A 14,262-nucleotide genomic window follows, 5' to 3' on the forward strand; every position below is an offset into this window, starting at 1 on the left:
TTCTTGAAATCCTCCCCATTTGCGGCGGTCGCACGATGAGCCTGGTGAAGAAATTCGCGACGGTCGCCTCAGGCACGCTGGTAAGCCGGGTGCTTGGCTTCACCCGCGAGATGCTGATGGCGGCAGCACTTGGCACCGGGCCGGTGGCCGACGCCTTCTACGCCGCGTTCCAGTTTCCCAACACATTTCGCCGGCTGTTTGCGGAGGGCGCGTTCAACACCGCCTTCGTGCCGCTGTTTGCCAAGGAGATCGAGGCCGACGGCATCGACGGCGCGCGGCGCTTTTCGGAAGAGGTGTTCGGGGTTCTGTTCAGCGCGCTGATCGTTTTGACCATCGCCATGGAACTGGCGATGCCGCTTCTGGTGCGCACCATCATCGCGCCGGGCTTCGCCGATGATCCGGAAAAATACGATCTGACCGTGGCGCTGGCCACGATCATGTTTCCCTATCTGGTGTGCATGTCGCTGGCCTCGATGATGGCCGGCATGCTGAATTCGCTGAGGCGCTACTTCGCCGCCGCGATTGCACCGGTATTCTTGAACGTCATCCTGATCGGCGTGCTTTACCAGGCGTGGCGAAGCGGGGCAGACGGCCTGTCGGTTGGCTATGCGATGGCCTGGGGCGTGATGGCGGCGGGCGTTGTGCAACTGGCGATCGTATGGATCGCCGCCCGCCATGCCGGCATTTCCATCGGCTTCAAGCGGCCGCGCCTGACGCCGGGGGTGAAGCGGCTTTTGTTGCTGGCGCTGCCGGCGGCGGTGACCGGCGGCATCACCCAGATCAACACGCTGATCGGCACGGCGATTGCCTCGACGCAGGACAGCGCCGTGTCCTCGCTGGCGTTGGCGGATCGCGTCTATCAATTGCCGCTCGGCGTCGTCGGCATAGCGGTGGCGATCGTGCTTTTGCCGGAACTGTCGCGGGCGCTGAAGGCGAACAACATGGTCGAAGCGGCCAATCTGCAGAACAGGTCGGTCGAGTTCGTGCTGTTTTTGACCTTGCCGGCGGCGACGGCACTTCTGGTGTTTTCCGAGCCGATCGTGCGCCTGCTCTATGAGCGCGGTGCCTTTGCCGCCAACGGTTCGACGCCGACGGTCGCCGCGATCCTTGCCATCTTCGGCCTCGGCCTGCCGGCGTTTGTGCTGATCAAGGCGTTCACGCCGGGCTACTTCGCCCGCGAGGACACGAAGACGCCGATGATTTTCGCCGCTATTTCGGTTGCGGTGAATGTTGGCTTCGCGCTCGCCCTGTTTCCGCGCATGGGCGCTCCGGGCATTGCGGTGGCGTCCGCGGTCGCCGGCTGGGTCAACGCACTGATGCTGCTCGTGGGGCTCGTTAGGCGTGGCCACTGGCAGCGCGAGGCGGCGTTGATGAAGCGCATTCCGAGGCTGGTGCTGGCGTCGGTCCTGATGGGGGCAGCACTTTATTTTGCCGGCATCTGGTGCGCGCCATGGCTCGGATCGTCGGCTCCGTTGGTCACCAAGGCGACGGCGGTGGCGGCGCTGTCGGGGGCTGGTGCGGCGCTTTATTTTGCCATTGCCTTCGCCATTGGCGGTGCGGACATCGGGATGATCCGCCGCAATGTCAGGCGCGGCGCGGCGCGCTCCGACACGTCAGAGAAATAAAGACAAAAAGAAAGGGCGTTGCCGCCCTTTCAAAGCCGGAGTCAAACCACTCCGGAAATTGCCGCGTCGAAGGCTTACTTCAGCGCTGCTGCCGCGTGCTCGGCATGCTGCTGGTGACCCTGGAACAGCTTCAGGCCGGTCTCAAGCAGGCTCTTCAGCTCGGGATTGGTGGCCGAGGGGATGAGCAGGGTCTCGAGAGCGCCGTTGACCTGTGCGTGGTAGGCAACTTCGTTTTCGATGTAGGCCTTGTCGAAGGCAGCGCCATCGAGCTTGGACAGTTCGTCACGCTTGGCGGCGCCAGCGGCAGCCAAAGCCTTCGAGGTGTCGTTGTCTTCCGGCGTTACGTTCAGCTTCTTGACGAGGTCGAGCGCCTGGACGTTGACGGCTTCGTGGTCGGCCAGCATCGAGTTGGCGAAATCGACGACTTCCTTGGTCTTCGACTTCTCGACGGCGAGCTTGGCAGCTTCGATGTCGATCACGCCGGCGGTGTAGGCGATGTGGGCGATCTGCGGATCGGTCGGCTTGTCGGCAGCCTGGGCAAAGCTGACGGTGCCAAGCAGGGCAGCGGCCATGACGGCCAGGTTCAACTTGATGGTCATTTGGAACTCCATTTTTCAGGCGCGGCAGGGTGCGCGCCACCTTCTGACGCTGCTTGGATGCGCGGCATGCCGAAACGTTCCCGGCATTTCCGCAGATTGCGGAAACAATCTCGCGCAATGGAGTTTTCAGGGAGAGTTGGAAGTTGGTTGCCGGTTTCAGGTCTCCCCGGTTTCAGGTATCTTTGGGGTCGCTCGGAAAGCCGAGCCTCTTCATCACTTTCTCCGTAACGCAGGCGCAGCGCTCGCCGGCAAACGGAAAGGCATCGCCAAGCACTTCGCCAACCTGCGCTTCCATGCGCTCGCGCAACAGCTTGCGGGCGCGAAACAGCCGGGTCTTCACGGTCTCCGGCTTGATGTCGAGAAGTTCGGCGGTCTCTTCCGTGCTGAGGCCCTCGATCGCGCGCGCCATGAACACGGCGCGAAAGCTTTCGGGCAGGCTGTCTGTGGTCTTTTCAACCAGTTCGAGGATTTGTCTTTGTGCCATGTGTCGTTCCGGATCGTCCGGGCTCGCGGTGTTGGGAAATGCGATGATCTGTGCGCTGTCTGGGCCGGGATGCGCCGGCGGCACGGTGGGAAAACGTCGTTTCTTGCGCAGGCGCGCGATCGACTCGTTGATGACGATGCGCGACAGCCAGCTTGCCAGCGCCGCGTCGCCGCGGAAGTCCGCGAGATGGGAAAAGGCGCTGAGGTAAGCCTCCTGCAGCACGTCTTCCGCTTCACTGTCGTCAACGAGAATGCTTCGCGCCAGCCGGTATAGCCTCTGGTTGTATCGTGTCATGATGGTGCGCAACGCGGTGGCATCCTGCGCCATTGCCAGACGGACCAGCGTCTGGTCGTCAAGGTCGCCAGCGCGCCTCAGCGCACTTTGCTCCGGCAACGGCATTAGAATTCCTCCGTCCGGCCCATTGGATGGCCGGCGGGAAAAAACGTTCCCGCCAAGGTTGTTTTATCACGGGAGGGCCGGAGGCGTCAGCAACAAGAATGCTTCGATCCGGCCTCTTGATCGCGCCCTTGCCATCGTTCATAAGCGCGCCGTCGAACGACGTCGAAACGCAGGTTCTAAAAAAAGCCGCATGATCCTTCCCGAAAAGCCGGCAGCTTTTCAAGGTCATGCTCTAACGGCCCTCCACAAGCCAAGAGGACATCATGACCGCCTTCAAGCCCCTCGTTTTCTCAGGCGTCCAGCCGACAGGCAACCTGCATCTCGGCAACTATCTCGGCGCCATCAAGAAGTTCGTCGCACTGCAGGAAACCTCCGACTGCATCTATTGCGTCGTCGACCTGCATTCGCTGACCGCGCAACTGGTGCATGACGACCTCAAGGACCAGACGCGCCAGATCACCGCTGCCTTCCTTGCCTCCGGCATCGACCCGAAGAAGCACATCGTCTTCAACCAATCGCGGGTGATGCAGCATGCCGAACTGGCATGGATCTTTAATTGCGTTGCGCGCATCGGCTGGATGAACCGCATGACGCAGTTCAAGGACAAGGCCGGCAAGGACCGCGAGAATGCCTCGCTCGGCCTGCTCGCCTATCCGAGCCTGATGGCGGCCGACATCCTCGTCTACCGGGCGACCCATGTGCCGGTCGGCGAGGACCAGAAGCAGCATCTGGAGCTGACGCGCGACATCGCCCAGAAGTTCAACAACGACTTTTCCGCCCGCATCGCCGAATTGGGCATCGGTGTCGAGATGAAGGTCGGCGACGAGACCGTGAACGGCTTTTTCCCGATTACCGAGCCGGTGATCGGCGGGCCGGCGGCACGCATCATGAGCTTGCGCGACGGCTCGAAGAAGATGTCGAAGTCCGATCCGTCTGACCTGTCGCGCATCAACCTGACCGACGATGCCGACACCATTTCGAAGAAGATCAAGAAGGCCAAGACCGATCCCGAGGCGTTGCCAAGTGAAGTCGACGGGCTGGCCAGCCGGCCCGAGGCGGAAAACCTCGTCGGCATCTATGCCGGGCTTGCCGAGATCACCAAGGAAGCCGTGCTGAAGCAATACGGCGGCCAGCAGTTCTCGGTGTTCAAGCCGGCGCTGGCCGACTTGGCGGTGGACAAGCTTGCCCCGGTGGCGAGCGAGATGCGCCGCATTTCAGCCGACCGCGCCTATGTCGACGCCGTTTTGAAGGACGGCGGCGAACGGGCCGGCGCGCTGGCCGAAAAGACGATGCGCTCGGTGCGCGACATCATCGGCCTCTTGCAGGATTAATCTGTAGTCAGGCGCGCGCGGCGAGGAAGCCGGGCAGTTCGGCAACCGATCCGAGCACGACATCGGCAATCGGCGACAGGCTTTCGCGCGTGCCGGTGCCGGACAGAACGCCGATGGCCAAGCCGCAGCCGCCGGCCCGCGCCATTTCGAGATCGTGGCGGTTGTCGCCGACCATCGCGATTTCGGCCGATTTCAGCCCGGTGAGGTCGCAAAAGGCAACGACGGTATCCGGCGCCGGCTTCGGATTGGCCACCGCATCGTAGCCATAGGCGGCGTCGAACAGTTGCGCGATGGAGAGTGTGGCCAGCGTCCGCTCGCAGCCGAGCGTCGAATCGTTGGTGGCGACGCCCAGCCGGTACGGCCTGGCATGCAGCGTGTTGAGTGCGTCGATGATGCCCGGCAGCGGCACCGCAAGCGCGGCGCCCTGTTCGGTGGTGATGATGTTGAACCGCTCGACCGCCGCGATCTGCTCGGCGCGTGAAAGATGCGGCAGCCACAATTCGATCACGTCGAGATTGGTGCCGGCGGCAAAAACAGAATCCGCCTTGAAGCGGCGGGTCTTCGGATCGAGCCCGGCGGCGGCCAGAAGACTGTCGGCTTGCGTGCGGTCGCCTTCGGCAGCTTCCAGCGCCATGAAGTCGGCAACGCCGGACCATGTCGCGTCGAAATCGACAAGGGTGCCGTCCTTGTCGAAGAGGATTCCCTTGATGTCGGCCAAAACCTACCCCCTCAAATGGTGGATATGTGCCACCAGCCCCGCGGTCGACGCATCCCTGCCAGCGGCATCCTGCTTGCCTTCGACGACAGGCAGAAGCTGCGTCGCCAGTTCCTTGCCCAGTTCGACGCCCCACTGGTCGAACGAGTTGATGTCATAAAGCACGCCTTCGACGAAAACGCGATGCTCATAGAGCGCGATCAGGCGGCCGAGCGTGCGTGGGTCGAGGCTCTGGTAGAGGATGGTGAGCGAGGGCCTGTTGCCGGAAAAGACGCGGTGCGGCGCGATCTTTTCAACTTGCTCGGCCTTCATGCCCTTGGCCAGCATCTGGGCTCGCGCCTCCTCCAGCGTGCGGCCCTTCATCAGTGCTTCCGACTGGGCGAGGCAGTTGGAGAGCAAAAGATCGTGATGATGCTTCAGGTCAGGCTCGTGGCCGTTGGCCGCGGCGAGGAACTCGACCGGGATGATGTCGGTGCCCTGGTGCAGGAGCTGGAAGAAGGCGTGCTGGCCGTTGGTGCCGGGCTCGCCCCACACCAGCGGTCCGGTGGGCGTCGGAACGGGACCGCCTTCCAGCGTGACGCTCTTGCCGTTCGATTCCATGTCGAGCTGCTGGAGATAGGCAGGCAGCCGCGACAGCCGCTGGTCGTAAGGGATGACGGCGCGGGCCGGATAGCTGCACACCACCCGGTGCCACCAGCCGACGAGGCCGAGCAGCGCCGGCAGGTTCTTCGCCAGCGGCGCGGTGCGGAAATGCTCGTCCATCTCATGCGCGCCGGCGAGCATGGCGCGAAAATTCTTCGGGCCGACGGCGATCATCACTGGCAGGCCGATCGCGCCCCACACCGAATAGCGGCCGCCGACCCAATCCCAGAAGCCGAACACGCGTTCGGACGCGATGCCGAATTTCGCCACGAGGTCGAGCGCGGTGGAAACGGCGGCGAAATGCTTGCCGACGGCGTTGGGGCCGAGCGCCTTTTCGATCCAGCGCCGTGCCGTCTCGGCATTGGTCATCGTCTCGACCGTGGTGAAGGTCTTGGAGGCGATGATGAAGAGCGTCGTCTCGGCGTTGAGCCCTTTGAGCGTGTCGTGGATGTGCGCGCCGTCGATGTTGGAGACATAGTGCGCGCGCGGGCCGTCATGGTAGGGCGCTAGCGCCAGCGTCGCCATGGCGGGGCCGAGGTCGGAGCCGCCAATGCCGATATTGACGATGTCGGTGATGGCCTTGCCGGTCGCGCCCTTGGCCTTGCCCGAGCGAACCTCGTCGGCAAAGGCGCTCATGGCGTCGAGCACGGCATTGACGTCGGCCTGCACGTCCTGTCCGTCGAGGGTGAGGCCCTTGCCGTCGAGATTGCGCAGCGCGGTGTGCAGCACGGCGCGGTCCTCGGTCAGGTTGATGTGCTGGCCGGAAAACATGGCTGCCCGGCGTCCCTCGACGTCGGCTGCTGCCGCCAGCTTGACGAGCAGGTCCATCGTCGTCTGATCGACGGCGCATTTCGACCAGTCGAGCAGGAGATCGCCGTCGGTTGCGGAAAAGCGGCTGAAGCGCTTGGCATCAGTGGCGAAGGCCGCGCGCATGTCGGCTGGCCCGGCAGGGCGATGATCGCGCAGGGCCGCGAGGTTTTCTCGGAAAGACGGTTTATCCACGGGGAGGCTCCAGAGACGAGATGCAGGGCACTCTAGCAGACCTCGCGCGGCTGCGGCGAGGTTCAGGTCGATCTATCTAATCGAATTTCAATCGATTGAATAGCGGTTTAGCAATTGGAAACCTAAGCTGGCCGCATCGGGATCGATCACTGGCATAAATCCTAGCGATCAGAAAAATTGATTGGCTTAATGTCTTGTGCCACGGCACATTCGACTGGTCCACGAAAATAAAAAAGACTGACCACCGAGGAAACTCTCATGCCACAGCGAAATGACACGGCCATTTGGTCGGGCCTGTTCCGCATTTCGGCGGAATCCGGCCAGACCCTCCAGGCGCAGATCAGGCAGGCGATCGTTGCAGCCATTCTGGACAGGCAGATTGCCGCCTCCATGCCGCTTCCCTCGTGCCGCATCCTGGCCGAGAAGCTCGGCGTTGCCCGCGGCACCGTGGTGCTGGCTTTCCAGCAACTGGTGGACCAGGGCTTCCTCGTGGCGCGCGAGCGCCGCGGCCATTTCGTCAATCCGGAAGTGCTGGCGACGCCCGCCAAGCCGCAAAAGGCGCCCGAGCAGGCCAACGAGATCGACTGGAAGGCGCGCTGCCAGATTTCGGCCAGCGACATGCCGCCGCCGGCCAAGCACGACAACTGGATCAAGTCGTCCTATCCGTTCGTCTACGGCCAGTTCGATCCGGCGCTGTTCCCGACCGCCGAGTGGCGCGAATGCAACCGCATGGCGCTGGCGGTGCTGGAAATCCGCAGCTGGGCGTCCGACATGGTCGACCGCGACGACCCGTTGCTGATCGAGCAGATCCAGGCAAGGCTTCTGCCGCGCCGGGGCATCTTCGCCAATCCGGACGAGATCATCGTTACGCTCGGCGCGCAGAACGCGCTTTATATGCTGGCGACGCTTTTGATGACCAAGGGCTCGAAGGTGGCGATGGAAGATCCGGGCTACCCGGATGCGCGTTCGATCTTCAGGCTGGCAGGCGCCCAGACGCTGCCGGTGCCGGTCGACCAGTCCGGCATCGTAACGTCATCCATCCCGTCGGACGCGGGCTTTGTCTTCGTGACGCCGAGCCATCATTGTCCGACCATGGTGCCCTTGTCCGACGAGCGCCGGCAGGACCTTCTGGCGCGGGCCAACCGCAACAACCAGATCATCATCGAGGACGGCTATGACAGCCAGTTGCTCGACGAAGCGCCGCAGCAGGCGTTGAAGAGCGTCGATCGCTCGGGGCGTGTCATCTATGTCGGCTCGATGTCGAAGACCTTGGCGCCAGGCCTGAGGCTTGGCTACATCGTGGCTTCCGCCGGGTTGATCGCGGAGTTGCGCGCGCTGCGCCGCTTCATGCTGCGCCACCCGCCAGCCAACAACCAGCGCGCGGTGGCGCTGTTCTTGTCGCTCGGCCATCACGAGGCGCTGGTGCGCCGGCTGTCGTCGGCCTTCGAAGAGCGGCGCAAGCGCCTGGTCCATGCCATTTCCGCATTCCTGCCGGAATGGAGCTCGACCAATTCGGCCGGCGGCACCTCGCTTTGGCTGGAAGGGCCGCGCGGCACCGATTCTCGTGATCTGGCCATCGCTGCCGCCAGCCGGTCCGTCATCATCGAGCCGGGCGGCCGCTTCTTCGACCAGAACGACAAGCCGTCGCGCTTCATGCGGCTGGGCATTTCCTCGATCGCCTTGCAGCACATCGAGCCGGGCATCCGCGAGCTTGCCACGGCGGCGGGCCGCCGTCCCGCAGCCGCCTGACCTACCCGTTGCCGCGCATTTCCCGCAGGAGATGCGCGGTATTCTTCTGGCCCATCTGGTGAAATTTCCTGGCCCATGGTCTGTGCCAATGGCGAGAGCATAGTCACGCAAAATGGGAACAAGGCCGGCAAGCGGTGGATCAACCATCGAGGCTAGGCTTTTCTACAACCAGGAGGACCAGCCATGTCTGTAGTGGCTGAAAAGCAGGAAGAATCGACCGATCAAAGGGCGCGACGCGCCGGTGGACGCGAGGCAAGGCGTGCGATGCGGGCCGCGCCGCTGGCCGATGACGTCAGGCCGATCCGGCCCGGAATGGAGGGCGGCAGGTATAAGCCGTTGGACCAGAACGATCTGGAACGCATCCACGAAGCCGTGCTGACGATCCTCGAAACGGTCGGTTTCGCCAACGCCATACCTTCCTGCATCGAAGCCTTGACACGGGCGGGCGCGATCCTCAGCGATGATGGCCGCATCCGCTTTCCACGCAACCTGGTGCTCGACACGATCAAGCGCGCGGCGCGCAATTTCACGCTGCACGGGCAGGACCCGAAGCATGACATGGTGATCCAGGGCAAGCGCGTGCACTATGGCACCGCAGGCGCTGCCGTGCATCTGGTCGATGTCGAGAAGCGCCAGTATCGCGAATCGCTGGTGCAGGACATTTACGATGCCGCCCGCCTCGTCGATGGGCTCGACAACATCCATTTCTTCCAGCGCCCGATGGTGCCGCGCGACATTCCCGATCCGCTCGAAATGGACTTCAACACGCTCTACGCCTGCGTGATGGGGACGTCGAAGCATGTCGGCACCTCGTTCACCGTGCGCGAGAACGTCAAGCCGGCGCTGGAGATGCTCTATGCGATTGCCGGCGGCGAGGACAATTTCCGGGCGCGTCCGTTCGTCTCCAACTCAAACTGCTTCGTCGTGCCGCCGATGAAATTCGCCGAGGACGCTTGCGGCGTGCTCGAAGCCTGCGTCGAAGGCGGCATTCCGATCCTGCTTCTGTCGGCGGGACAGGCGGGCGCGACCGCGCCGGCGGCGATTGCCGGCGCTGTGGTTCAGGCGGTGGCCGAAGTGCTGGCCGGCCTCGTCTACGTCAACGCCATCAAGCCCGGACATCCGGCGATCTTCGGCACCTGGCCGTTCGTGTCGGATTTGCGGACAGGCGCCATGTCGGGCGGCTCGGCCGAACAGGCGGTGCTGACTTCGGCTTGTGCGCAGATGGCGCAATTCTACGACCTGCCCGGCGGCTCGGCGGCCGGCATGTCGGACTCCAAGCTGCCCGATATTCAGGCGGGTTACGAAAAAGGCATCACCAATGTCATGGCCGGCCTGTCGGGGCTGAACCTCGTCTATGAGTCGGCGGGCATGCACGCCTCGCTGCTCGGCTTTTGCCTCGAAAGCCTGATCATCGACAACGACATGCTCGGCCATTGCCTGCGCTGCGTGCGCGGGGTCGAGGTGACCGACGACGCGCTGTCGATCGCCACCATTTCGGAAGTGTGCCTGAACGGACCCGGCCACTATCTGGGCAACGAGCAGACGCTGAAGCTGATGCAGACGGAATATTTCTATCCGGCGGTGGGCGACCGGTTTTCGCCCAAGGAATGGAACGAGAAGGGCCGTCCCGATATCCTGATCCGGGCAATCGCGGAAAAAAAGCGCGTGCTGGCCGAAGTGTTCCCTCGCCATGTCTCGCGGGCAACCGACGACAAGCTGCGCCAGCGCTTCGAGGATTTGATCAAGCTGCCGAGAAGCGGCATGGGCGGATAGTTATTCAGGTGAGGGCGGCCTGCAAATCGCAGCTTTCTGCGCTTCCGGTGATCACGTCCCTTAAAGTACGTTCCGCTCCGGTTCTCGAAAGCTACGATTTTCGGCGCGCCCTGACCTGAAAACCTCGCGCACTCCCCAAAGCGCTGCGCGCCACGCGTAGGGGACTCAGGCCTTCACCTCGCCGATCGACCACGGCAGCACCTCGCCGCCGCGGAACACGACCACTTCCTTTTCATCGACCGGCACCGCCGACAGGACGCTGGACGGGCGCTTGAGAAGCGTGAGCGTGCCCTTGTTCGGCTCGAGCCCATGGAAGCGCGCGCCGTTCAGCGAGGCAAAGCCCTCGAAGCGGTCGAGCGCACCCTCTTCGTCGAAAACCTGGACATAGGTCTGCAAGGCGGTGACGCCGCCGAAAATGCCGGCCGAGCAGCACTCGGCTTCCTTTGCGCCGCGCACATGCGGGGCGGTGTCGGTGCCGATCATGAAGCAGCTTTCGCCCGACGTGACGGCCTTGCGCAGCGCAAGGCGATGGCTTTCGCGCTTGGCCACCGGCAGGCAGTAGAGATGTGGGCGCAGGCCGCCCTGGAAAATCGAGGTGCGGTTGATGACAAGGTGATGCGGCGTGACGGTTCCGGCAACGCGCGGCGCATGTGCGCGCACGATATCGACCGTGCCGGCGGTGGTGACGTGTTCGATCACCGCTTTCAGGCCCTGATGCCGCTTGAGCAGCGGCAGCAGGCTCTTTTCCATGAACACTTCCTCGCGGTCAAAAATGTCGACTGTCGGGTCGGTCGATTCGCCGTGGATCAGCACCGGCATGCCGATCTTTTCCATGCGCTCCAGAACGGGAGCCAGCCCGACGAGGTCGGTGACGCCATGGTGCGCGTTGGTGGTGGCGCCCGCCGGATAGAGCTTGGCGGCGATCCAGACGCGCTCGGAAAAGCCGCGTTCGATTTCATCCGGGCTGGTGTGGTCGGTGAGATAGCAGGTCATCAGCGGCCGGAAATCGGAGCCGGCTGGACGGGCAGACATGATGCGCTCACGGTAGGCGATGGCGTCGGCAACGCTCGTCACCGGCGGCACGAGATTGGGCATGACGATGCCGCGCGCAAACTGCGCCGCGGTGAAAGGCAGCACGGCCTTCAGCATCTCGCCGTCGCGCAGGTGGATATGCCAGTCGTCCGGGCGGCGGATGGTGATCGACGGCACGGCGTCCGCAGCATCTGCCGTCGCGTCGAAAAGCTCGCCGATGTTCATCGCATTCCCCCTTCGCAGCCGGAACCGGCACTACTTGTGAGCAGCGATATACATGGCTTGCCGCCGAATGGCAGGCCCTTATTCAGTCGAGGCCGCGCGTCGTGGCGTCAGGCGTGGCCGTGCGAGATCAGGCGGTTCAGCACCGGCTGCAGCCGGTCGGGCGTAATCGGCTTGGCCACCACGACATCGATCAGGCCCGACAGCGACAGATTCTCCGGTGAGCCGGTGCGGTTGGAAAGCAGGATGACCGAGGGTCTCGATTGGCCCGATGCCCGCCGCAATGCGGCAATTGTCGGCATCAGGGCATCGCAGTCCTTGTTGTCGGCGCCGCCGTCGAGAACAATGGCGCCGGGTACCATGGCCAGCAGGATCTTCGTCGCTGTTTCGGGTGTTTCCGGGACCGGCTTAAGTCCCAATCCCTCGATGATCTTCGAAACCACCACCTGGTTGATGCGGGATTTTCCGACGATCACGACTTTAGACATGTCCACGACCAGTTCACCTTGCCCGCCTCTCGCGGTTCTGGAGGTCTCGTCGTTTCTTTCGGTATGCGTAGGCAAGGCGACTTTACACCAATACTTCAATTCAAGGTTGAAAGGAGTAGAACCTTTGGTTGATGTGGCAAGCCGTGTCAAGGACCAAAAAAGCGGCCCGGACCATGTTCGCCGTAGGTTGAGTAAGGCAAATTCCGATGCAGATGTCTATAGGGTCTAGCCCGTGCGGGCTGTGCGCTCAAAGTGCCGTGGAAATGGCAACGGACACTGCGACGATGGACCCGAAAAGCCCGCAAGCCGAAGCGGTTCCGACAATAGAGACGGTCGAATGTCCCGCCTGAAACGAAACCACCCGCACGTCCAACGCGCGGGTGGTCACTAAATCGTGAGCCTTCTCGGATCGAAGAATCGATGCCTGATCAGCTATGACTTTGCGTAACGATCACCGGGATGAGCAGGTCGCCCCAGTTGCCGTCGCCGCCGTGATGACGGGCGGAGCGAACCAGTTCGACCGACACGCCGGCTTCGACCGCCTTCATCACCGACTGGTTGAGGCGGTGCAGGTCGTTGGCCAGCATGCGGATGGTCGCCTGCTGGTCGGTGTTCATGGCCGACGACTGTTCCTCGGCTCTTTCCTTGACTCGGCTGATCGAAGCCATTTCGGTTCTCCCTGGAAATTGACGTCTTTCCGGACGTCGGTGCTGGTTATTCCGCAGCCGGCTTGAATTGAGCCTGCTCGGTCGATTCCTTCATTGCGGTGGTGGACGACTGGCCGCCGGTGATGGCCACCGACACGGCATCGAAATAGCCGGTGCCGACTTCGCGCTGGTGCTTGGTCGCCGTGTAGCCATTGACCTCCGCCGCGAATTCCGCCTCCTGCAACTCCGAATAGGCTGCCATCTGACGATCCTTGTAGCCGCGCGCCAGTTCGAACATGCCGTAGTTGAGCTGGTGGAAGCCAGCCAGCGTGATGAACTGGAACTTGTAGCCCATGGCGCCGAGCTCGCGCTGGAACTTGGCGATGGTAGCGTCGTCGAGGTTCTTTTTCCAGTTGAACGACGGCGAGCAGTTGTAGGCAAGCATCTTGCCGGGATGGGCCTTGCGCACCGCTTCGGCGAACTTCTTGGCCTGGCCGAGATCCGGCTTGGAGGTTTCCATCCAGATCAGGTCGCAATTGGGCGCATAGGCGATGGCGCGCGCAATGCACGGCTCGATGCCGTTCTTGACCTGGTAGAAGCCTTCCACCGTGCGGCCCGCGTCGTAGTCGACGAAGGGCTGGTCGCGCTCGTCGATGTCGGAGGTGAGCAGCTTGGCCGCTTCGGCATCGGTGCGGGCGACGATCAGGGTCGGCGTGCCCATGACGTCCGCTGCGAGGCGGGCGGCATTGAGGTTGCGGATATGCGCCGCGGTCGGGATCAGGACCTTGCCGCCGAGGTGGCCGCACTTCTTTTCCGATGCGAGCTGGTCTTCGAAGTGAACGCCGGCAGCGCCCGCCTCGATGAAGGCCTTCATGATCTCGAAGGCGTTGAGCGGACCGCCGAAGCCGGCTTCCGCGTCAGCCACGATCGGCGCGAACCAGGTGTCGACCGAGAGGCCCTTGCCCTCGGAAACTTCGATCTGGTCGGCGCGCTGCAAGGTTCGGTTGATGCGCTTGACCAGCTCCGGCGCTGCGTTGGCCGGATAGAGCGACTGGTCGGGGTACATCGCCGAAGCGGTGTTGGAGTCTGCGGCGACCTGCCAGCCCGACAGGTAGATGGCTTTCAGGCCGGCGCGAACCTGCTGCATGGCCTGGTTGCCGGTCATGGCGCCGAGCGCGTTGACGAAGGATTCTTCGTGGATGAGCTTCCACAGGCGGTTGGCGCCGTTCTCGGCCAGCGTGTGACGGATCTGCACCGAACCGCGCAGCCGCTTCACGTCTTCCGGGGTGTAGGGGCGCTCGACACCGTCGAAGCGGCCTTCCGACGCGGATGGGACGAGGTTGTAAAAATCGGTCATTTGCGGCTCCAACTCACTTGGCTTGTAAGAAAAGCACCATGCCCGCAACCCGGATTTATGGTGCATCGATATGACTGTCTTTACATTGCGCCGCGAAAAGGGCGAGAAAAACCGTATGAAAGCCCGGAAAATAAAGGAAAATCTGTGTTGCCTTTGACATCGAGGCGTTGTAAATTTGTAAAAGATGTAAAAGGCCT

Annotated in this window: 12 protein-coding genes; 4 read left to right on the forward strand and 8 right to left on the reverse strand. The window is 62.9% G+C overall.

Translation table 11 applies throughout. The annotated features are described in order from the left end of the window. Positions 1-35: 35 nt before the first annotated feature. Positions 36-1,625, forward strand: coding sequence for a murein biosynthesis integral membrane protein MurJ (gene murJ, locus ACODTY_RS14015; RefSeq protein WP_488994866.1), 1,590 nt, complete (start codon positions 36-38; stop codon positions 1,623-1,625). A gap of 74 nt (positions 1,626-1,699) precedes the next feature. Here the strand turns inward: murJ and ACODTY_RS14020 are convergent, their stop codons facing one another. Then, the gene (locus tag ACODTY_RS14020) at positions 1,700-2,224 is read right to left on the reverse strand and encodes a DUF4142 domain-containing protein (RefSeq protein ID WP_488994867.1); all 525 of its coding nucleotides are present in this window, start codon (positions 2,222-2,224) and stop codon (positions 1,700-1,702) included. A 172-nt stretch (positions 2,225-2,396) separates the two neighbouring features. Then, complete coding sequence (locus ACODTY_RS14025; RefSeq protein ID WP_488994868.1) at positions 2,397-3,107, reverse strand: RNA polymerase sigma factor; 711 nt, start codon at positions 3,105-3,107, stop codon at positions 2,397-2,399. 263 nt (positions 3,108-3,370) lie between these two features. Between ACODTY_RS14025 and trpS the strand changes: the two genes are divergently transcribed. Further along, positions 3,371-4,438 (forward strand): tryptophan--tRNA ligase, encoded by a 1,068-nt coding sequence (gene trpS, locus ACODTY_RS14030; protein ID WP_488994869.1) that lies wholly within the window; start codon positions 3,371-3,373, stop codon positions 4,436-4,438. Positions 4,439-4,445: 7 nt separating this feature from the next. Here the strand turns inward: trpS and ACODTY_RS14035 are convergent, their stop codons facing one another. Then, complete coding sequence (locus ACODTY_RS14035) at positions 4,446-5,156, reverse strand: HAD family hydrolase (protein WP_488994870.1); 711 nt, start codon at positions 5,154-5,156, stop codon at positions 4,446-4,448. Between the two features lie 3 nt (positions 5,157-5,159). Next, the gene (pgi, locus tag ACODTY_RS14040; protein WP_488994871.1) at positions 5,160-6,797 is read right to left on the reverse strand and encodes a glucose-6-phosphate isomerase; all 1,638 of its coding nucleotides are present in this window, start codon (positions 6,795-6,797) and stop codon (positions 5,160-5,162) included. A 258-nt stretch (positions 6,798-7,055) separates the two neighbouring features. On the opposite strand from pgi, the gene pdxR reads away from it, so the two are divergent. Further along, positions 7,056-8,546 carry a MocR-like pyridoxine biosynthesis transcription factor PdxR gene (pdxR, locus tag ACODTY_RS14045; protein WP_488994872.1) on the forward strand — a complete coding sequence of 497 codons (1,491 nt, stop codon included), beginning with the start codon at positions 7,056-7,058 and terminating at the stop codon, positions 8,544-8,546. Between the two features lie 183 nt (positions 8,547-8,729). Beyond that, positions 8,730-10,319: a trimethylamine methyltransferase family protein gene (locus ACODTY_RS14050; protein WP_488994873.1), complete on the forward strand. Its 1,590-nt coding sequence runs from the start codon at positions 8,730-8,732 to the stop codon at positions 10,317-10,319. A 165-nt stretch (positions 10,320-10,484) separates the two neighbouring features. Here ACODTY_RS14050 and pyrC read toward each other — a convergent pair whose 3' ends face one another. The 4 genes from pyrC to aceA all read right to left on the reverse strand — a co-directional run bounded on the left by pyrC (position 10,485) and on the right by aceA (position 14,065). Next, positions 10,485-11,576 carry a dihydroorotase gene (pyrC, locus tag ACODTY_RS14055; RefSeq protein WP_488994874.1) on the reverse strand — a complete coding sequence of 364 codons (1,092 nt, stop codon included), beginning with the start codon at positions 11,574-11,576 and terminating at the stop codon, positions 10,485-10,487. A gap of 107 nt (positions 11,577-11,683) precedes the next feature. Next, positions 11,684-12,061 carry a response regulator gene (locus tag ACODTY_RS14060; RefSeq protein ID WP_488994875.1) on the reverse strand — a complete coding sequence of 126 codons (378 nt, stop codon included), beginning with the start codon at positions 12,059-12,061 and terminating at the stop codon, positions 11,684-11,686. Positions 12,062-12,489: 428 nt separating this feature from the next. Then, positions 12,490-12,729: an SMc00767 family acetate metabolism repressor gene (locus ACODTY_RS14065; protein ID WP_056235237.1), complete on the reverse strand. Its 240-nt coding sequence runs from the start codon at positions 12,727-12,729 to the stop codon at positions 12,490-12,492. 46 nt (positions 12,730-12,775) lie between these two features. Next, on the reverse strand, positions 12,776-14,065 hold the full coding sequence (gene aceA / locus ACODTY_RS14070) for an isocitrate lyase (protein WP_488994876.1): 1,290 nt from the start codon (positions 14,063-14,065) through the stop codon (positions 12,776-12,778). Positions 14,066-14,262 lie beyond the last annotated feature (197 nt).

Source organism: Mesorhizobium sp. FG116, from assembly GCF_057809835.1.

Coding starts and splice junctions, on each gene's coding strand:
- pyrC (WP_488994874.1), bottom strand. CDS start 11,576: ATGAACATCGGCGAGCTTTTCGACGCGACGGCAGATGCTGCGGACGCC.
- trpS (WP_488994869.1), top strand. CDS start 3,371: ATGACCGCCTTCAAGCCCCTCGTTTTCTCAGGCGTCCAGCCGACAGGC.
- ACODTY_RS14060 (WP_488994875.1), bottom strand. CDS start 12,061: ATGTCTAAAGTCGTGATCGTCGGAAAATCCCGCATCAACCAGGTGGTG.
- aceA (WP_488994876.1), bottom strand. CDS start 14,065: ATGACCGATTTTTACAACCTCGTCCCATCCGCGTCGGAAGGCCGCTTC.
- ACODTY_RS14020 (WP_488994867.1), bottom strand. CDS start 2,224: ATGACCATCAAGTTGAACCTGGCCGTCATGGCCGCTGCCCTGCTTGGC.
- murJ (WP_488994866.1), top strand. CDS start 36: ATGAGCCTGGTGAAGAAATTCGCGACGGTCGCCTCAGGCACGCTGGTA.
- pdxR (WP_488994872.1), top strand. CDS start 7,056: ATGCCACAGCGAAATGACACGGCCATTTGGTCGGGCCTGTTCCGCATT.
- ACODTY_RS14025 (WP_488994868.1), bottom strand. CDS start 3,107: ATGCCGTTGCCGGAGCAAAGTGCGCTGAGGCGCGCTGGCGACCTTGAC.
- ACODTY_RS14050 (WP_488994873.1), top strand. CDS start 8,730: ATGTCTGTAGTGGCTGAAAAGCAGGAAGAATCGACCGATCAAAGGGCG.
- ACODTY_RS14065 (WP_056235237.1), bottom strand. CDS start 12,729: ATGGCTTCGATCAGCCGAGTCAAGGAAAGAGCCGAGGAACAGTCGTCG.